Raw genomic sequence first — 18017 nt, forward strand, 5'->3', positions numbered from 1 at the left:
TGCTTGACTAACCGCAGCGGTTCGCCGCTTCCCGCTCTTTCGACCGTCCGTTCTTCTACCCGGGGCCGATTTTTGCCCGCGTGCACCATGGCGCATATGCGCGATGATCGTGAAGTTCCGCGCTGCGCGGACCCCCCGGACACTGTCCACTTCGACAACGTCGCGCCCGCCCGCCCGCGCTGGGGCCGGGGCTCAGACCGTGGCGATGTCGGGCGCGTCCTCGGCCTTCATGCCGACCACGTTATAGCCCGCGTCGACATGGTGGATCTCGCCCGTCACGCCCGCCGCGAGGTCGCTCAGCAAGTAGAGGCCGGCGCCGCCGACGTCCTCGATGGTGACGTTGCGGCGCAGCGGGCTGTTCAGCTCGTTCCACTTCAGGATGTAGCGGAAGTCGCCGATCCCGCTCGCGGCCAGCGTCTTGATCGGGCCCGCGCTGATCGCATTGACCCGGATCCCGTCCTTGCCGAGGTCGGCGGCGAGATATTTGGTCGCGGTCTCGAGCGCGGCCTTGGCGACGCCCATGACGTTATAATGCGGGATGACCTTCTCGGCGCCGTAATAGGTCAGCGTGACGAGGCTTCCGCCGGGCTTCATCAGCCGGGCCGCGCGCTGCGACACCGCGACGAAGCTGTAGACCGAGATGTTCATGGTCAGCAGGAAGTTGTCGAGCGTGGTGTCGACGAACCGCCCGCGAAGCTCGTTCTTGTCCGAAAAGCCGATGGCGTGGACGAGGAAGTCGAGCCCGCCCCAGCGCTGCTCGATCTCGGCGAAGGTGCGGTCGAGCGCGTCCATGTCGCCGACGTCGCAGTCGACGAGGAAGTCGCTGCCGAGGCTTTCGGCGAGCGGGCGAACGCGCTTCTCGAGTGCTTCGCCCTGGTAGGAAAAGGCGAGCTCCGCGCCTTGCTCGCTCAGCTGCTTGGCGATTCCCCACGCCAGGCTGCGATCGTTGGCGAGGCCCATGATCAGCCCCTTCTTGCCCGCCATCAAACCCGTCATGCCGCCTGGCTCTCCCCGCTACTCTTGCTGACTTTTTCGCCCGGCGCCGGTTCCTCGACCTCGAGGTCGCCGGCATGCGGGCCCTTGTATTGCTCGCCCTCTAGCGCGGTCGGTCCGGTTTCCGCCAGTGCCGCATTGAGTTCGGCGCCCATCGTCACCCCCAGCCCGACGACGAAGAAGAACAGCAGGGTGATCATGACCCCGGCGAGGCTGCCGTAGGTGAGGCTGTAGCCGCCGGCGAGCGCGATGGCCTTGGGCAGCAGCACCGCGGTCATCACCCACCAGCCGGTGACGAGCAGCGCGCCCGGCCACTTGCGGCAGCTGATCTTGCGGTAGCGCGCCGGGGTCAGCACCGTGAAGATGAGGTAGATGGTGAAATAGAGGGTGACCGCCGGGACGAGCTTCACGAGGACGTAGCTGTCGAAGACCGGCGCGAAGGCCGGAACGAGGTGGACGATCAGCGCCTCGAGCGAGCTCAGCATGACCGTGCTGGCAAGCGCGATCATCAGGAGCAGCACCAGCCCGAGCATGAACAGGATCGAGATCAGCCGATATTCCCAGAAGGGCGCGCTATATTTGACCCCGTAGGCGCGACGCAGGATGTCGCGGATGGTCTCGATGAAGCTCGACGCGGTCCACAGCCCGACCAGCGCGCCGAACCACAGGAGCGGGCCCTGGCGGGCGGTGAGCACCTCGTTGACCGGCGCGCGCACCACCTCGGCAATGTCGGGCGGGAGCGAGCGCAGGACGTTGAAGACCACCTGCGCCGCGCCGTCGCTCGAGCCCAGCAGCTGCGCGATGGCGGCGGCCAGGATGAAGAAGGGGAACATCGAGAGCAGGCTGAGGTAGGCGAGGTTGCCGGCGTGGATGAAGCCGTCGGTGTAGACCCCGATCGCGACCCGCTTGAGGATCGCGAACGGGCGGGTGCCGGGACGGACCCGGTCCATCACCTGCTCGCCAAAACGCGCCTTGAGCCGGGCCAGTCGCTTGCGCCGCGCTTCCGGGCTCTGGGGTGAAATCTCCAGCATGCGTCCGTCTAGACGCCGAGTCCCGCCCTCGGGTTGCCGTCGGCACCGGACCAGGAGGACGCAAACTGTTCGAGCGCGGGGTCGGCCGCGGGAAGATCGACCATCAGGGTGACGAGGAGATCGCCGCGGTTGCCGGCCTTGTCGCTGAAGCCGCGGCCCTTGATCCGCAAGACCTTGCCCGAGCTCGCGCCCTTGGGAACGCTGAGCATGACGGCACCGTCGGGGGTCGGCACCTTGACCTTGCCGCCGAGCACCGCCTCCTTGAGGCTGACCGGAAGGTCGAGCCGGACGTTGCTCCCGTCGCGGGTGAAGAAGCGGTGGGGTTCGAGGGCGATGGTGACGATCGCGTCGCCCGAGCCGCCCGGCCCCTTCTCGCCCTTGCCGGTGAGGCGGATCTTGGTGCCGTCCTCGACGCCCTTGGGGAGCTTGATCTCGACCGTCGCGCCATCGGCGAGCGTCACCCGCTGCGGGCTCAAGGTCGCGGCGTCGATGAAGGGTACCGTCAGGCGATAGGCGACGTCCGCGCCCTTGACCGAAGCCCGCGCGCGTCCGCCGCCCGCGAAGGATCCCCCGCCCGGATTGGCGCCGCGGCGCGCGCCGCCGCCGCCGAATAGGCCCTCGAACAGGTCGGAGAGGTCGGGACCGCCACCGCCGCCGGCATTGCCGAAGCCCTCGAAGCCCGCCGGCCCCGCGCCCGGCCGGCCGCCGTAGCTCCCGCCACCGCCACCGAAGCCGCTCCCGAACGACATCTTGGGATTGCCGTCCTCGTCGATCTCGCCGCGGTCATAGCGGGCGCGCTTGGTGCTGTCGGACAGCAGGTCATAGGCCGCGGTCACCTGGCTGAAGCGCTCGGCGGCCTTGGGATTGTCCTTGTTCTTGTCGGGGTGAAGTTGCTTGGCGAGGCTGCGATACGCCTTCTTGATCTCGGCGTCGCTGGCCCCCTTCTTCACTCCCAGTCGTGCGTAAAGGTCCATGGCTCCTCATAGAGCAAAGTGGTTGGCGCGCTAGCTATGGTCGCATCGCTTGCCTGCCAAGGCGCCGAGGGGATAGAGGCGCGGCCATGCCCGGCACCGACCCCTTCGCCCTGTTCGCCGAATGGATGGCCCTCGCGGAGGCGGAGGAGATCAACGATCCCGACGCCATGGCGCTTGCCACCGCGACCCCCGACGGCCGTCCCTCGGTCCGGATGGTGCTGATGCGCCGCCACGGGCCCGAGGGCTTCGGCTTCTTCACCAATCTCGAAAGCCGCAAGGGGCAGGAGATCGCCGCCAACCCGCATGGCGCGCTCTGCATTCACTGGAAGAGCTTGCGCAAGCAGGTCCGGGCCGAGGGCCCTCTGGTGCAGGTCAGCGACGCCGACGCCGACGCCTATTTCCAGAGCCGGTCGCGCAACAGCCGGATCGGTGCGTGGGCGAGCGACCAGTCGCGCCCCCTCGACCGCCGCGAGACCTTCCTCGACCGCATCGCCGAGACCAAGGCGCGCTTCGGCGAGGAGGGCGAGGTCGGTCGCCCGCCGCATTGGTCGGGCTTCCGGCTGGTCCCCGACCGGATCGAATTCTGGGAGGATGGAGAGTTCCGGCTCCATCACCGACGCCTGTTCGTTCGGCAGGCCGACGGCAGCTGGAACGAAGGACTGCTCTACCCGTGAGAGTGACCGGACCCGAGCGCGCACGCCTGTCGCAGCGGGCGGCCATCGCCAGCGTCGTGATGGCGCTGACCCTGCTCATCGCGAAGAGCTGGGCGGCGATCGCGACCGATTCCACGGCGATGCTCGGAAGCCTCGCCGATACCGGGCTCGACCTCATCGCAAGCATCATGACGTTGGTCGGCGTTCGGATCGCCGCGCTGCCGGCCGATCATGACCACCGCTTCGGGCACGGCAAGGCCGAGGCCCTGGTGGCGCTTGGCCAGGTCGTGCTCATCACCATCAGCGCGCTCGGCATCGGCTGGCGCGCGATCGACCGGCTCATTCACGGCGCCGAAACCGCCAATCCGGAGATCGGCATCGGAGTCTCCATCTTCGCGATCGCCAGCACGCTCTTGCTGCTCTCGTACCAGCGCCGGGTGATCGCCCGGACCGGCTCGGTCGCGATCAAGACCGACAACCTCCACTACAGCTCCGACCTTTATCTCAACGGCGCGGTGATCGCCGCCCTGATCATCGACCATTTCCTGCGTGTGCCCGGGGCCGATGCGGCGTTCGGTGTCGCGATCGCGGGGTGGCTGCTGTGGGGCGCCTGGCAGGCGGCGGGCGACAGTGTCGACCAGCTGATGGACGCCGAATGGCCGGTCGAGAAGCGCGAAGCCTTCCTCGCGGCCTGCGGCGACTATCCCGAGCTCAAGGGCATTCACGACGTCCGCACTCGGACCTCGGGTGTCCACGACTTCATCCAGTTCCACGTCTGGGTACCCGAGGACTGGACCGTCCGCCAGGCGCACGACAAGCTCGACCGGGTCGAAGAGGACCTGCAGCGGCGCTTCCCCGGCACCGAGATCCTGCTTCACCTCGATCCCGAGGGGCATACCGACCGCGAGGGCATGCTGCCCCATCATCTGACGGAGCGGCGATGATCATTCCCTTTTTCCAGGTCGATGCCTTCGCCCCTGCCCCGCTGACCGGCAATCCGGCGGCGGTGATGCCGCTGACCGATTGGCTGCCCGATGAGACGCTGCAGGCGATCGCGGCCGAGAACAACCTCAGCGAGACCGCCTTCACGGTGGCGATCGAGGATGGCGAGGCCGATTATCACCTGCGCTGGTTCACGCCCACGGTCGAAGTCGACATGTGCGGCCATGCGACGCTGGCGGCGGGTCACATCCTCCTCACCGGCGAGAAGGTCCGCTTCCAGACGCGTTCGGGCGTGCTCAGCGTCGAGCGCGCGGGAGAGCTTCTTCGCCTGAGTCTGCCCGCGGCGGACGTAGCTGAAGGCGATGGCGCCGGGGTGCTGGCCGCGCTCGGTTGCGAGGGACCGGTCTATTTCGGCAACCGCAACAATGGCGCGGCGCTGGTGCTGCTCGAGGACGAGGCGGCGGTCCGCGCGGTGCGGCCGGACTTTGCGGCGCTCAAGGCCATCGACCGGCTGGTGATGGTGACCGCCCCGGGCGACGAGACCGCGATCGCGAGCCGGGTATTCGCCGCCTATCACGGGATTGACGAGGATCCGGTGACGGGCTCGGCGCATACCGCCCTCGTGCCCTTCTGGGCCGAGCGGCTTGGGCGGACACACTTTTCGGCGGCGCAGGTAGGCAAGCGCGGCGGGCGGCTCGAATGCACGCTGGCGGGGGACCGCGTGCTCCTCGACGGCATGGGCCGAACGGTGATCGAGGGCAGCTTCCAGCTTTAGCCCGAGAGCATTTCGCCGAGCGCGTCGAGCAGGGGCTGCTGGCTCTTGAGGATTCGGCGGTGGGCCTCGGCGAGCTCCATCCATTCGATCCGGTCGAGTTCGGGAAAGCGCTTCATCTGCCCGGATTTCGGCGGCCACTCGAGCTCGAAATCGTTGCTGACGAGCGCGGACGGATCGAAGTCGCCTTCGAGCGCGAATACCTCGACCAGCTTGCCGCCATTCTGGCGCACGGTGTGGAGCGGTACCGGATTGCCGGGCGGGACTGGGCCGACTTCCTCGCCGAATTCACGGATCGCCGCATCGAGCGCCGCTTCGCCGCTTTCGATCGCGCCCTTCGGGACCATCCAGGCACCTTCATCCTTGCGCGCCCAATAGGGACCGCCGGGATGACCGAGCAGGACTTCGATGCGCTGACCGCGACGGCGATAGAGCAAGACTCCGGCGCTGCGCGGCTGCGGCACCTCAGGCGACGTCGCTGTAGGGCAGATGCGCCGCGGCGACCGTCTCTTCGATCCATCCGCCGCCAAGCAGGCGATCCCCGTCGTAGAGAACCGCGGCCTGGCCGGGCGCGACCCCGAACTCGGGCTGGTGGAAGCGGATCCGGTCGCCCTCGCGGGTCGCGGGGACGGGTCGGCTGAGCGACCGCACCTTCACCTCGACCTTGCTCTGATCCTCGCCGAGCCAGTTCCAGTCCGACACGCTCGCCTCGCTCACTGCCAGCGCGGCCTTGGGCCCGACCACCAGCCGGCGCGCGTCGGGCTCGATCCGGACGACGTAGAGCGGCTCTGCCTGACCGCCGAGTTCGAGTCCGCGGCGCTGCCCGACAGTATAGTGGACGACGCCGGGATGGCGGCCGAGCAGGCGCCCGCCGAGATCGACGATGTCACCCGGCGCCTCGGTCTCGGGCCGAAGGCGCTTGACCAGCCCGGCATAATCGCCGTCGGGCACGAAGCAGATGTCCTGGCTGTCGGGCTTGGCAGCGACGACGAGGCCGGCTTGGGCGGCGAGCGCCCGAACCTCGCTCTTGGGCAATTCGCCGATCGGGAAGCGGAGCAGGTCGAGTTGCTCGGCGGTGGTGCCGTAGAGGAAGTAGCTCTGGTCGCGGGCGGCGTCGCGGCCCTTGTGAAGCTCGGCCTTGCCGGCGCGGACGACACGGCGGACGTAGTGGCCGGTGACCAGCGCGTCGGCGCCGAGTTCCCGGGCGAAGGCGTGGAGGTCGGTGAATTTCACGCCCTGGTTGCACAGCGAACAAGGCACCGGCGTGCGGCCGCGGGCATAATCGTCGGCGAAGCGCTCGATGACGCCCGACCGGAAGCGCGACTCATAGTCGAGCACGTAATGCGCGATGCCGAGCTTCTCGCAGACCTGCGCGGCGTCATAGATGTCCTGGCCGGCGCAGCAGGCACCCGACCGCTTCACCGCCTCGCCATGATCGTAGAGCTGGAGTGTCACTCCGACCACCTCTGCCCCGGTGCGCGCGGCGAGCATGGCGGCGACCGACGAATCCACGCCGCCGGACATGGCGACGACGATCCTCGCCGAAGACGCCGGCTTGTCGATCTGGAACGCGGAAAAGGTCACCGGGGCATCTTTACCCGGCATTCACCCTCTTTCGCTAGTGCTGCTTCGTGGGGTCGAAACAAGGAAGGCCGGAGATTGGTGGAGCATAAGGGGCATTTCATACCGGCGGCGGCCTTTCGGGCCGACGAACTCGGCGTGGTGCTTGCCACTCTCGGACCGAACGGCGGGGCGGGCGATCGCCTCGCGGCGGTCGTCGCCCTGCTGACCGGTCGCGACACGGCCGAGGCGGTTCTCGGGGGCGCGTTCGCGAGCAGTCCGGCGATGGTGACGAATCCGTTTACCAGCGGACGAAACAATTGCTTGAGAGAGGCTTCGGTAAACGAGGGCCATCACATCGACGCCACCCAGATCCGCCTGAGGAAGCAATGCTAGAAAATCAGAAGTTCCGTCCGCATCAGGTGATCGGCCCGCTCGGCGAGCCGCTGACCTTGGACTCGCTTCCCGCGCCCTCGACCACCCGCTGGGTGGTCCGCCGCAAGGCCGAGGTCGTGGCGGCCGTCGCCGGCGGGCTGCTGAGCGTCGACGAGGCGTGCGAACGCTATGGCCTCAGCCTCGAGGAATTCGCGTCGTGGCAGCGTGCGGTCGACCGCAGCGGCATGCCCGGGCTGCGCGTCACCCGGATCCAGCACTACCGCCAGGTCTACGAGCGCCAGCAGCGCTACTGACCCCTTCTCAACCCGCCGGTCTCAAACAGGCCGGCGGCCCTCGTTACGGAACCGATACAGCAGATTGCCGTTCCCCCCTCGGAACAAGAGCGCGGTAGACGCGTCTTGTTGCCGCAAGAAACGTCCGGCAGCTTCAGCCGGAACGAAATACAGGAGGGAACGCACATGGGTCTCATTATCTGGCTTATCGTCGGCGGCGTCTGCGGTTGGCTCGCGAGCATCGTCATGCGGACCGACGGTCAGCAGGGCATTTTCCTGAACATCATCGTCGGCATCGTCGGCGCCGCCATCGCGGGCTTCCTGCTCGGCGGTAGCGCGAGCCTCAACAACGGCCTGACCATCGAGAGCTTCCTCTATTCGCTGCTGGGCGCCATCGTCCTGCTCGCGATCGTGAACCTCGTCCGTCGCGGCCGCGTGCGCTAAACCGCACACCAAGTCACGGGCATGAGGGGCCGTCCGCTCTTGGAGCGGGCGGCCCCTTGGCTTATGGGCGTCCCATGCCCTTCACCTGGATCGCCCTGATCCTTGCCGGCGCCGTCCTCGGCTGGCTCGCAAGCGTCATTCTCCGCACCGAGACCCCGCGCGAAATCCTCGCGATCGTCGGGCTTGGCGCCGCCGGGGCCGTGCTCGGTGCCCTGTTGATCACGCCGGTACTCGCCGGCCGCCTCGAGGCGACCGGCTTTTCCTTCCCGGGCATGCTCCTGTCCCTCCTCGGGACCTTCTTGTGCCTCGGCGCCGCGATCGGCGTGCAGAAGCTTCAACGCCGCAAGCTCAGCGGCGGCGGAGCAGCAGGCGGTAAAGGAACAGGATCAGCACCGCGCCGATGATTGCGGCGACGAAGCCGGCACCATCGCCGATGTCACGGTAGAAACCGAGCGCACGGCCGAGGAAACCGGCCAGCATCGCGCCGCCGATCCCGAGCAGGATGGTGACGATGCAACCACCCGGATCCTTGCCGGGCATGAGGAACTTGGCGATCCCGCCGGCGAGGAAGCCGATGATGATCCAGGCGAACCAGCCATAATCTGCCAGCATGAAACACTCTCTCCCGTTGTGGACGCCAAGGCTATCGCGCATTTCGCGCTCACCGCAATCGCCTTTTGGCGGAGGCAGCAAAGCCGTTGGTCGAATGCGCCTTGCCGTTGGTCGGAAGGTCGCCTTGGGTTGCGACTGGTGACCTATTGGTCTAATACAGCTTGCCGCCGATGGACGGCCTCACGAGATGGAAAAGGTAACAGGAATGAATCGCGAAACCCGGCTTGAGCGGGATGACACGATCGTGGTGGTGGACGGTGCCCGGCGGCGCCGGAACATGATCCTGGCGATCGTCGGCATCGTGCTGGTGCTCGCGCTCGCCTGGTTCCTGTTCAACCGCGCGAACAACGAGGCGACGCCTGCGGCGGATACCGCGGCGGCTGCCGGCAAGGGTGGCGCGGGCAATGTCCCGACCGTGACCGTGATCGTCCCGGGTCAGAGCCAGGTCGCCAAGATCATCACCGCTACCGGCGCGCTCGCCGCCCGCCGCGACCAGCCGGTCGGCGCCGCGGGCCAGGGTGGCCGCGTGACTGCCGTCCTCGTCGATGCCGGCACCTGGGTCCGCCAGGGCCAGACGCTCGCGACCGTCGACCGTTCGGTCCAGGTCCAGACCAGCGCGCAGCTCGCCGCGGCGGTCGAATCGGCCCGCGCCAATGCCGCGCTCGCGCAGAACGAATATGACCGCTCGGCGGCGCTGGTCGGCCGGGGCTTCGTCTCCAAGGCCGATCTCGACCGCAAGAAGGCCGCGCGCGACCAGGCGCAGGCGCAGGTCCGCGTCGCCCAGGCGCAGCTCGGCGCAACCCGCGCGGGCATCGGTCTCCTCGACATCCGTGCGCCGAGCGCCGGCCTGATCCTCCAGCGCAACCTCGAGGTCGGGCAGGTGATCGGCGCGGGCAGCCAGGGCCTGTTCCGCCTCGCCGCCGGTGGCGAAATGGAGATGCGCGCAGGGCTCTCGCAGCAGGACCTCGCCGCGATCCGGGTCGGCATGCCCGTCAGCGTCACCCCGATCGGCATGACCAGCAGCATCACCGGCCGCGTGTGGCAGGTGGCGCCGACCATCGATCCCCAGTCGCGCCAGGGCGAAGTGCGAATCGCCATCCCCTATTCGCAGGGCATTCGTCCGGGCGGGTTCGCCGAAGCGCGCATCTCGGCGGGCGCAACCACCGCGCCGCTGCTGCCGCAGAGCGCGGTCCAGTCGGACGGCGACGGCAATTACGTCTATGTCGTCAACGCCAAGAACGAGGTCGAGCGCCGCGGCGTGAAGATCGGCGTGGTCGACGAGAATGGCGCGAGTATCGTTGCCGGTCTCAGCGGCCAGGAAATGGTCGTGCTTTCGGCCGGACCCTTCCTGAACCCCGGCCAGAAGATCAATCCGAAGCGGCAGGCCGCCGCCAACTAGGCGACCCTAGGACAGGCATAGACCCATGAGTTTCCGCAACATCTCGGCCTGGTGCATCCGCAACCCGGTGCCGCCGATCGTGCTCTTCATCGCGCTGCTGCTGGTCGGCATCTACTCGTTCGCGACGATGGAAATCACGAACAACCCGGACATCGATTTCCCGGCGGCGAACGTGAGCATCTCGCAGCCGGGCGCCGCCCCGTCCGAGATGGTCAACCAGGTCACGCAGAAGGTCGAGGCCGCGGTGCGCGGGGTCGATGGCGTCGACGAGATCAATTCGGACGTTCGTGAGGGCAACAGCAACACCTTCATCCAGTTCAAGATCGGCACGCCGACCGACCGCGCGGTCAACGACATCAAAGCCGCGGTCGACCAGATTCGCGGCGATCTTCCCGACGGCATCCTCGAGCCGCAGGTCAGCCGCGTGAATATCGGCGGCGACGGCTTCGTGTTCATCGCGGTCGAGGCGACCGACATGAGCCTCGAGGACCTGAGCTGGTACGTCGACAGCACGGTCTCGCGCCGCTTGCTCGCCCAGAGCGGCGTTGCGCAGGTCAGCCGCGAGGGCGGCGTCGACCGCCAGATCCGCGTCATCCTCGACCCCGCGTCGTTGCAGTCGCAGGGGATCACCGCGGCGCAGGTCAACCAGCAGCTGCGTTCGATCAACGTCGATGCGCCGGGCGGACGCGCCGAGATCGCCGGCTCGGAACAGACGGTGCGCGTCCTCGGCAATGCCAAGAGCGCGGTCGCGCTTGCCAACACCAACATCTCGCTCCCCGGCGGACGCTTCGTGCGCCTCGGCGACATCGCACAGGTCCGCGACAGCTCGGCCGAACCGCGCTCGGCGACCGAGCTCGGCGGGCGTCCCGTGGTCAGCTTCAACGTCGCCCGCGCCAAGGGCGCCTCGGACGTCACCGCCTACGACAACACCTGGGCCGAACTGCGCAAGATCGAGAAGGAGGATCCGCGGATCCGCTTCATCGAGATCAGCAACACGGTCGACTACACCAAGGGGCAGTATCACAGCTCGATCGACGCGCTGATCGAGGGCGCCGTCCTCGCGGTGCTGGTGGTGTTCCTGTTCCTTCGCGACGTGCGCGCGACCGTCATCAGCGCGATCGCGATCCCGCTCTCGGCGATCCCGGCCTTCTGGTTCATGGACCTCATGTCCATCAACCTGAACTTCCTCTCGCTGCTCGCGCTGGCGCTGGTCGCGGGCGTCCTGGTCGACGACGCGATCGTCGAGATCGAGAACATCGTCCGGCACATGCGCATGGGCAAGAGCGCCTACCAGGCCTCGATCGACGCGGCGGACGAGATCGGCCTCGCCGTGCTTGCCACCACCATGTCGATCGTCGCGGTGTTCCTGCCCGTCGCGCTCATGCCCGGCATCTCGGGCCAGTTCTTCCGCAACTTCGGTTACACCGTCGTGCTCGCGGTCTTCATGAGCCTGCTCGTCGCGCGCATGATTACCCCGCTCATGGCCGCCTATTTCCTGCGCAGCGGCGGGATCCAGGAGCATGCCTCGGGCAAGTGGATGCATCGCTACCTGAGCGCGCTCCGCTGGACGATCGACGACAGCAAGGTCGCGGAAGCGCGCAAGGAACGGCGCGGCTTCTTTGTGCAGCGCCTCGCCCGCTTCAAGGACCACCGCGTGTGGATGATCGGCGTCGGCTTCCTCATCATGATCGCGACCGGCTTCGGCCTCTCGACGCTGAAGATGACCTTCCAGCCGCAGCTCGACGTGCCCAACAGCACCGTCCGGATCAGCCTCGCGCCGGGCACCACGCTCGACCAGACCAAGGCGATCACCAAGCGCGTCAGCGAGATCGTCACGGCCAATCCGAACGTCGACCGCGTTTTCCAGCGCAGCTTCACCTCGTCGGCCTTCGTCAACATCATCTACAAGAAGGACCGCACCAAGAAGAGCTTCGAGATCGAGCGCGAGCTCGCCCCGCAGCTCGGGGCGATCGCCGACGCGCGCGTCAACATCCTCAGCCAGAACAGTGGCGGCCCCGGCGGCGGCGGCCGGCCGATCACCCTTTATCTGGGCGGTGACGACCCGCTGAAGATCGCCGATGCCGCGAACCGGATTTCGGAAGAGATGCAGTCGGTCCCGGTGCTGGTCGCTCCGCGCGTCAACGGCGACGTGGTCCGGCCGGAAATCCGGATCAAGCCGCGCTTCGATCTTGCCGCCGACCTCGGCGTGAGCACCCAGGCGCTGGCCCAGACCATCCGCATCGCGACCATCGGCGACATCGACCAGAACAGCGCGCGCTTCTCGCTGTCCGATCGCCAGGTCCCGATCATCGTCAGCCTCGACAAGTCTCAACGCCGCGACATCGCAACCCTCGAGAATCTGCCGGTGCCGACCGCCAGCGGCGGCTCGGTGCCGTTGAAGTCGGTCGCCGAAATCTCGTTCGGCTCGGGCCCGGTGACGGTGAACCGCACCAACCAGATGTATCGCATCGGCATCGGCGCGGACCTCACCCCCGGCACCGTCAGCAGCGATGCCTGGAAGCAGATCGAGCAGCTGCCGTCGGTCAAGAACCTGCCGCCGGGCGTGCAGCGACTGACGCTTGGCGACCAGAAGTGGCAGAGCGAGCTCATCCAGAACTTCGTCCTCGCGGTGATGGCCGGAATCGCGCTCGTCTTCGCGGTGCTGGTGCTGCTCTATCGCCGCTTCCTCGCGCCGCTGGTCAACCTGGGGTCGCTGTTGCTCGCGCCGCTCGGCGCGGTGATTGCGCTCAAGGTCACGGGCCAGCCGCTCAGCCTGCCGGTGTTCATCGGCCTGCTGATGCTGTTCGGCATCGTCGCCAAGAACTCGATCCTGCTGGTCGACTTCGCGGTCGAGATGATGGACCATGGCATGACCAAGGACGAGGCGATCATCGAGGCCGGGCACAAGCGCGCCCAGCCGATCGTCATGACCACCGTCGCCATGGTTGCCGGCATGATCCCGATCGCGTTGAGCCTGACCGGTGACGGCAGCTGGCGCGCGCCGATGGGCGTCACCGTGATCGGCGGCCTCCTCATGTCGACCTTCCTGACGCTGCTCCTTGTCCCGGCCTATTTCAGCCTCGCGATCGACATCGAGACCTGGATCGGCCGCAAGTTCGGCAAGTCGCTGCGCGCCACCGCGCACGAGGTGCCCGATGCTGTCGATGAACCGCGTGCACCCGGGGCCATGCCGCAGCCGGCGGAGTGAACCTGATCGAGGGTTCGTCTATTGAGCGGTTCGGATGACACGTTCCGGACCGCTCACCCGCTTCAACCCCGCCCAGCCGGGCGCCGCCGGCATGAAGGTCGTCGCGACCGGCCTCTTGGTCGTGATGGCCGCGACCTATCTCCTCACGCGCGCCTATGAAGCGCGCTATCCGGGGCTGTCGTTCGTCAAGGCGTTTGCCGAGGCGGCAATGGTCGGCGGCTTGGCCGACTGGTTCGCGGTCACCGCCCTCTTCCGCCACCCGCTCGGCCTGCCGATCCCGCACACCGCGATCATCCCGCGCAACAAGGACCGGATCGGGCTCACCCTCGCCAATTTCATCCGCGACAATTTCCTCGTCGCCCGCGTGGTGGCGCGGCGGATGCGGAACATCGACGTCGCGGGCGCGGCGGGCCGGTTCCTCCGCACCCCGAGCGGCGAGGGCAACCGTATCCGGCGGGGCGCCTCGCGGCTGATCGCCGACGTTCTCGAAGGCCTTGATGACGAGCGGCTGGGCGGGATCGTCAAGGGCGCCATCGCCCAGCGCATCGCCCGGACCGAGGTCTCGCCCCTCCTCGGCGCGGCGCTCGCCTCGGCGATCGAGGACAATCGCCACGTTCCGATGCTTGAGGCGGGAATCCGCACCCTCGCCCGCGCGCTCGAGGCGAACGAGCCGCTGATCCGCGAGATGGTCCGCAAGAAGGCGAGCTGGGTGCTCCGCCTCGCCGCGCTCGACGAAAAGCTCGCCGACGCGATTCTCGACGGGCTGCGCAAGCTCACCGTCGACATGAGCGAGGACCCCGATCATCCGGTCCGCGCGAAGATGGCCGAGGCGCTCGCCCAGCTGGCGCAGGACCTCCAGCACAAGCCCGAGACCCGCGCCCGGGTCGAGGCCTGGAAGGAGGAGCTCCTCGCCAATCGCTCGGTCGCGCAGTGGCTCGACCGGCTGTGGCAACGGGCCCGCGCCGCCCTCATTGCCGGCGCGCGCGACCCCGACGCGGTGATGGCGGGCCGGATGGGCGAGATCATGCGCTCGGCGGGCGCCACCCTCGAGGGCGACCCCCGGATCCGCAAGGCCGTCAACCAGTTCGTCCGCCGCGCCGTCGCCGGCATGGCCGCAAGCTATGGCGGGTCGATGGTCGGCCTCGTCAGCGAAACCATCCGCGGGTGGGACGCTCGGACGGTCACGGAACGGCTCGAATCCGCGGTCGGCCGCGACCTCCAGTACATCCGGATCAACGGCACCATCGTCGGCGGGCTGGTGGGCCTGGTGCTCCACCTCCTCGACACGCTCTAGCCCGAGCGGCTAGGGGGCGGACCATGTCCCCGGCCCAAACCCGCACCTTCACCGTCGCTCCCGACGACGACGGCATTCGCCTCGATCGCTGGTTCAAGCGTCACATGGGCGAGGAAGTCAGCTTCAACCTCGTCTCGCGCTGGGCCCGCACCGGCCAGCTTCGCGTCAATGGCGAGAAGGCCACGCCGGGCGACCGGATCGAGGCCGGCCAGGTCATCCGCATTCCCTCGGCCGACGCGACCCCGCAGCGCGCCGCCCGGCCGCAGCGCGTGCTCGAGCCGCTCACCGACGACGAGCGCAACTTCGTTCAGGAGATGGTGATCGAGACGACGCCCGACGCCTTAGTCCTCAACAAGCCCCCCGGCCTCGCGACCCAAGGCGGAACCAAGACCGATCAGCATCTCGATCGGCTCCTCGACGGGCTTGCCGACGAGGAAGGCAACCGGCCCAAACTCGTCCACCGGCTCGACAAGGACACCAGCGGGGTCCTGCTGGTTGCGCGCTCGGCGCGGTCGGCGGCCTTCTTCTCCAAAAGCTTCTCCGGCCGGACGGCGCGCAAGGTCTATTGGGCGATCGTGGTCGGCGACCTCGGCCAGGACGAGGGCCTGATCGACGCGCCGCTCGCCAAGCAGCCCGGCACCGGCGGCGAGAAGATGCACGTCTCCGAGGAAGGGCAGGCCGCGCGGACCCGCTGGCGCGTGGTCGACCGCGCCGGCACCCGCGCCGCCTGGGTCGAGCTGCAACCGCTGACGGGTCGCACGCACCAGCTGCGCGCGCACATGGCACATCTCGGCCACCCGATCGTCGGCGACGCCAAATATGGCGGGGCCGACGCCTTCCTGACCGGTGGGATCAGCCGCAAGCTCCACCTCCACGCGCGCCGGCTCAAGATCGATGCACCGGGCGGCAAGGACATCGACGTCTCGGCCGAACTTCCCGCCCACTTCGCCGAGAGCCTCGCGACCCTCGGTTTCGAGGTGCGCGACGGCGACAATATGCCGCTCGACCGGCCCGACCCCGCCAAGGACCCGGTGGTCAAGGCCCGCCGCGTCGCGGCTGCCGCCAAGACCGCGCGCAAGGAGCGCAAGGGCGAGCGGCGTGGTCGCGGCGCCCCCGTTCCCGGCAAACCGTCGCGCGGCAAGGCGCCGCCCAAGGGCCGCCGATGATTCGCTGCGCCATCTTCGACTGCGACGGGACCCTCGTCGATTCGGGCGGGACCATACACCGCGCCCTCGGCATGGCGTTCGACGCGCACGGCCTCGAGCTTCCGCCGCGCCAGCGGGCGCAGCGCGTGATCGGCCTGTCGCTGGTCGAAGCCATGGCCGAATTGGCGCCGGGGCTCGACGACGCGCAGCACAGCGCCATGGCCGAAACCTATCGCCAGTCCTTCGTCACGCTTCGCGGCCAGCAGCAGGTCGACGAGCCCCTGTTCGACGGAATCCTGTCGTTGCTCGACCGCCTCGAAGCCGCCGGCTGGCTTCTTGCGGTGGCCACCGGCAAGTCCGACCGCGGGCTTCGGCACTGCCTCACCGCGCACGGTCTCCACGCCCGCTTTTTGTCGCTCCAGACCGCCGACCGCCATCCCTCGAAGCCGCACCCGTCGATGGCGCTCACCGCCATGGCCGACTGCGGCGCGGTACCCGAGCAGTGCGTCGTCATCGGCGACACGGCGTGGGACATGGGCATGGCCAAGTCCGCCGGCATGCACGCGATCGGCGCGCTGTGGGGCTATCACGACCGCGACGAATTGAATGGTTCGGGTGCCGACGCGCTCGCGGCCGCACCCGCCGACGTGTTCGACATCGCCGAAAACCTCGTCAGGATTGCCGCATGAGCCAGGAGCAGGACGCCCTCTGGGCCAAGCGTTTCCGCATCTTCGCGCTGCTTCGCCTGTCGGGCCTCGCGATGTTCCTGCTCGGCATGGGAATCGTCTTCAGCGACCTCGTCGAGCCGGGCGGCGCGCTGGGGCTCGGCATGGTGGTGATTGGCGCGGGGCTGGTCGAAGCGCTGCTCGGGCCGGTGCTGCTGCGCCAGGCGTGGGAGAAAGGCGACCGGCGGTGAAGCGCTTCTGGAAGGAGGCCCACACCGCCGAGGTGGATGGCGCGTGGCAGATCACGCTCGACGCCCGTCCCCTGCGCACCCCGGCGCGCGAATTTCTCACCCTGCCGAACCGGCGCCTCGCCGAGGCGGTCGCGGCCGAGTGGCAGGAGGCGGGCGAGACGGTCGATCCGCGTTCCATGCCGCTGACCGGGCTCGCCAATGCCGCGCTCGACCGCGTGGGTCCCGGGCATGACGCTTTCGCCGCCGGCCTCGCCCGCTACGCGGCGAGCGATCTCCTCTGCTATCGTGCCGAGCGGCCTGCCGCCCTCGTCGCCAGACAAGCCGAGGCGTGGGACCCGCTGCTGCAATGGGCGCGGCGGCGATACGACGTCGACTTCGTCGTGACCGAGGGCATTTCGCCGGTCGACCAGCCACCAGCGACGCTCGACCGGCTCGGCCACGCCGTCGCCGCGCTCGATCGCTTCACGCTCGCCGGCCTGTCGCCGCTGGTGACGATCGGCGGATCGCTGGTCGCCGGGCTCGCCCTGCTCGAAGGCGCGGTGTCGGTCGATGTGGCGTGGGAGGCGGTCAGCCTCGAGGACCGCTGGCAGCTTGAGCAATGGGGCAGCGACGCCGAGGCCGAAAAGGCGCTCGCCCTGCGCGAGGCCGACTTCCGCGCCGGCGCCCGTTTCCTGTCGCTCCTCGTCTAGTTCGGCTTCTCGACGAGGTTGCGGACGAAATCGAGGAGATAGGGCTGGCGTTCGCGCCGCAGCCGCTCGGCCGCGACGATCGCCTGCACCTTCTTGGTGCACTGGTCGACGTCCTCATTGATGAGGACATAATCATATTCCGCCCAGTGCCCGATCTCGGCTGCCGCGCGCTTCATGCGATAGTCGATCACGTCCTCGCCGTCGGTCCCGCGCCCAGTCAGCCGGCGCTCGAGCTCGGCCATCGAAGGCGGCAAAATGAAGATTCGCACGAGATCGGTGCGAAAGGCATATTCGAGCTGCTGCGTGCCCTGCCAGTCGATGTCGAAGAGCGTGTCGCGGCCCGCCTTCAGCGCATCCTTGATCGGCTCCTTGGGGCTGCCGTAGCGATACCCGAAGACATAGGCCCATTCGGCCAGCTCGTCGGTATCGACCAGCTCCTGGAACTGCGCCTCGTCGACGAAATGATAGTCGACGTCCGCCACCTCGCCCGGCCGCATCGGCCGGGTGGTCGCGCTGATCGACATGGTGATCGTCGGATCTTCCTCCATCAGCTTGCGGCCGATGGTGGATTTGCCCGCGCCCGAGGGCGAGGAGAGCACGACGAGAAGGCCGCGGCGGGTGCGCAGAGCATGGTCCATGCGCGCTCTTGCCGCCGAGCTGGCCGCAGCGTCAATGCTGCAAGTGCGAAGAGGTCTTGATTTATTGTGCATCGCACTA

21 protein-coding genes are annotated in these 18017 nt (G+C 68.2%); 14 read left to right on the forward strand and 7 right to left on the reverse strand.

Annotation, left to right across the window (positions count from 1 at the left end):
• Window positions 1–192: 192 nt before the first annotated feature.
• The 3 genes from fabI to ABD693_RS02235 are packed head-to-tail and all read right to left on the reverse strand — an operon-like array spanning window position 193 to window position 2998.
• Window positions 193–996, reverse strand: a complete 804-nt coding sequence (gene fabI / locus ABD693_RS02225; protein ID WP_344695347.1) for an enoyl-ACP reductase FabI — start codon at window positions 994–996, stop codon at window positions 193–195.
• Window positions 993–2024 (reverse strand): YihY/virulence factor BrkB family protein, encoded by a 1032-nt coding sequence (locus ABD693_RS02230; RefSeq protein ID WP_344695348.1) that lies wholly within the window; start codon window positions 2022–2024, stop codon window positions 993–995. The genes fabI and ABD693_RS02230 overlap by 4 nt, the downstream gene beginning before the upstream one ends.
• Before the next feature lie 8 nt (window positions 2025–2032).
• Complete coding sequence (locus ABD693_RS02235) at window positions 2033–2998, reverse strand: DnaJ C-terminal domain-containing protein (protein WP_344695350.1); 966 nt, start codon at window positions 2996–2998, stop codon at window positions 2033–2035.
• A gap of 86 nt (window positions 2999–3084) precedes the next feature.
• On the opposite strand from ABD693_RS02235, the gene pdxH reads away from it, so the two are divergent.
• The 3 genes from pdxH to ABD693_RS02250 are packed head-to-tail and all read left to right on the forward strand — an operon-like array spanning window position 3085 to window position 5368.
• The gene (gene pdxH / locus ABD693_RS02240; RefSeq protein ID WP_344695351.1) at window positions 3085–3672 is read left to right on the forward strand and encodes a pyridoxamine 5'-phosphate oxidase; all 588 of its coding nucleotides are present in this window, start codon (window positions 3085–3087) and stop codon (window positions 3670–3672) included.
• Complete coding sequence (locus ABD693_RS02245) at window positions 3669–4595, forward strand: cation diffusion facilitator family transporter (RefSeq protein ID WP_344695352.1); 927 nt, start codon at window positions 3669–3671, stop codon at window positions 4593–4595. The genes pdxH and ABD693_RS02245 overlap by 4 nt, the downstream gene beginning before the upstream one ends.
• A complete protein-coding gene (locus ABD693_RS02250; protein WP_344695353.1) occupies window positions 4592–5368 on the forward strand; it encodes a PhzF family phenazine biosynthesis protein in 777 nt (258 codons plus the stop codon). The genes ABD693_RS02245 and ABD693_RS02250 overlap by 4 nt, the downstream gene beginning before the upstream one ends.
• Here ABD693_RS02250 and ABD693_RS02255 read toward each other — a convergent pair.
• Both ABD693_RS02255 and mnmA read right to left on the reverse strand, forming a co-directional pair.
• Window positions 5365–5829 carry an NUDIX hydrolase gene (locus tag ABD693_RS02255; protein ID WP_344695354.1) on the reverse strand — a complete coding sequence of 155 codons (465 nt, stop codon included), beginning with the start codon at window positions 5827–5829 and terminating at the stop codon, window positions 5365–5367. The two genes, ABD693_RS02250 and ABD693_RS02255, sit on opposite strands and share 4 nt — an antisense overlap.
• 1 nt (window position 5830) lies before the next feature.
• Entirely contained in the window at window positions 5831–6970 is a 1140-nt protein-coding gene (gene mnmA, locus ABD693_RS02260) for a tRNA 2-thiouridine(34) synthase MnmA (RefSeq protein ID WP_344695355.1), read from the reverse strand.
• Between the two features lie 54 nt (window positions 6971–7024).
• Between mnmA and ABD693_RS02265 the strand changes: the two genes are divergently transcribed.
• The 4 genes from ABD693_RS02265 to ABD693_RS02280 all read left to right on the forward strand — a co-directional run bounded on the left by ABD693_RS02265 (window position 7025) and on the right by ABD693_RS02280 (window position 8441).
• Window positions 7025–7321 carry a hypothetical protein gene (locus ABD693_RS02265; RefSeq protein WP_344695357.1) on the forward strand — a complete coding sequence of 99 codons (297 nt, stop codon included), beginning with the start codon at window positions 7025–7027 and terminating at the stop codon, window positions 7319–7321.
• Window positions 7315–7614, forward strand: a complete 300-nt coding sequence (gene sciP, locus ABD693_RS02270; protein ID WP_344695358.1) for a CtrA inhibitor SciP — start codon at window positions 7315–7317, stop codon at window positions 7612–7614. The genes ABD693_RS02265 and sciP overlap by 7 nt, the downstream gene beginning before the upstream one ends.
• A 165-nt stretch (window positions 7615–7779) precedes the next feature.
• On the forward strand, window positions 7780–8037 hold the full coding sequence (locus ABD693_RS02275; protein ID WP_344695359.1) for a GlsB/YeaQ/YmgE family stress response membrane protein: 258 nt from the start codon (window positions 7780–7782) through the stop codon (window positions 8035–8037).
• A 74-nt stretch (window positions 8038–8111) separates the two neighbouring features.
• Window positions 8112–8441: a GlsB/YeaQ/YmgE family stress response membrane protein gene (locus ABD693_RS02280; RefSeq protein ID WP_344695360.1), complete on the forward strand. Its 330-nt coding sequence runs from the start codon at window positions 8112–8114 to the stop codon at window positions 8439–8441.
• Here the strand turns inward: ABD693_RS02280 and ABD693_RS02285 are convergent.
• The gene (locus ABD693_RS02285) at window positions 8386–8649 is read right to left on the reverse strand and encodes a GlsB/YeaQ/YmgE family stress response membrane protein (protein ID WP_344695361.1); all 264 of its coding nucleotides are present in this window, start codon (window positions 8647–8649) and stop codon (window positions 8386–8388) included. The two genes, ABD693_RS02280 and ABD693_RS02285, sit on opposite strands and share 56 nt — an antisense overlap.
• Window positions 8650–8854: 205 nt before the next feature.
• Here ABD693_RS02285 and ABD693_RS02290 point away from each other — a divergent pair, with 205 nt between their 5' ends.
• Genes ABD693_RS02290 through ABD693_RS02320 form a run of 7 tightly spaced genes read left to right on the forward strand, consistent with a single transcriptional unit; the run spans window position 8855 to window position 17300 of the window.
• The gene (locus tag ABD693_RS02290; RefSeq protein ID WP_344695362.1) at window positions 8855–10048 is read left to right on the forward strand and encodes an efflux RND transporter periplasmic adaptor subunit; all 1194 of its coding nucleotides are present in this window, start codon (window positions 8855–8857) and stop codon (window positions 10046–10048) included.
• A gap of 25 nt (window positions 10049–10073) precedes the next feature.
• Window positions 10074–13256 carry an efflux RND transporter permease subunit gene (locus tag ABD693_RS02295; protein ID WP_344695363.1) on the forward strand — a complete coding sequence of 1061 codons (3183 nt, stop codon included), beginning with the start codon at window positions 10074–10076 and terminating at the stop codon, window positions 13254–13256.
• Window positions 13257–13290: 34 nt separating this feature from the next.
• On the forward strand, window positions 13291–14550 hold the full coding sequence (locus ABD693_RS02300) for a DUF445 domain-containing protein (RefSeq protein ID WP_344695364.1): 1260 nt from the start codon (window positions 13291–13293) through the stop codon (window positions 14548–14550).
• A gap of 23 nt (window positions 14551–14573) precedes the next feature.
• Window positions 14574–15716: a pseudouridine synthase gene (locus tag ABD693_RS02305; protein WP_344695365.1), complete on the forward strand. Its 1143-nt coding sequence runs from the start codon at window positions 14574–14576 to the stop codon at window positions 15714–15716.
• On the forward strand, window positions 15713–16384 hold the full coding sequence (locus ABD693_RS02310; protein ID WP_344695366.1) for an HAD-IA family hydrolase: 672 nt from the start codon (window positions 15713–15715) through the stop codon (window positions 16382–16384). Before ABD693_RS02305 ends, ABD693_RS02310 begins: the two co-directional genes overlap by 4 nt.
• The gene (locus ABD693_RS02315) at window positions 16381–16611 is read left to right on the forward strand and encodes a hypothetical protein (protein ID WP_344695367.1); all 231 of its coding nucleotides are present in this window, start codon (window positions 16381–16383) and stop codon (window positions 16609–16611) included. Before ABD693_RS02310 ends, ABD693_RS02315 begins: the two co-directional genes overlap by 4 nt.
• Window positions 16608–17300 carry an ATP12 family chaperone protein gene (locus tag ABD693_RS02320; protein ID WP_344695368.1) on the forward strand — a complete coding sequence of 231 codons (693 nt, stop codon included), beginning with the start codon at window positions 16608–16610 and terminating at the stop codon, window positions 17298–17300. The genes ABD693_RS02315 and ABD693_RS02320 overlap by 4 nt, the downstream gene beginning before the upstream one ends.
• Here the strand turns inward: ABD693_RS02320 and gmk are convergent.
• On the reverse strand, window positions 17297–17938 hold the full coding sequence (gmk, locus tag ABD693_RS02325; RefSeq protein WP_344695369.1) for a guanylate kinase: 642 nt from the start codon (window positions 17936–17938) through the stop codon (window positions 17297–17299). The two genes, ABD693_RS02320 and gmk, sit on opposite strands and share 4 nt — an antisense overlap.
• Between the last annotated feature and the right edge of the window lie 79 nt (window positions 17939–18017).

Source organism: Sphingomonas rosea, assembly GCF_039538065.1.
GTDB lineage: Bacteria > Pseudomonadota > Alphaproteobacteria > Sphingomonadales > Sphingomonadaceae > Sphingomicrobium > Sphingomicrobium rosea.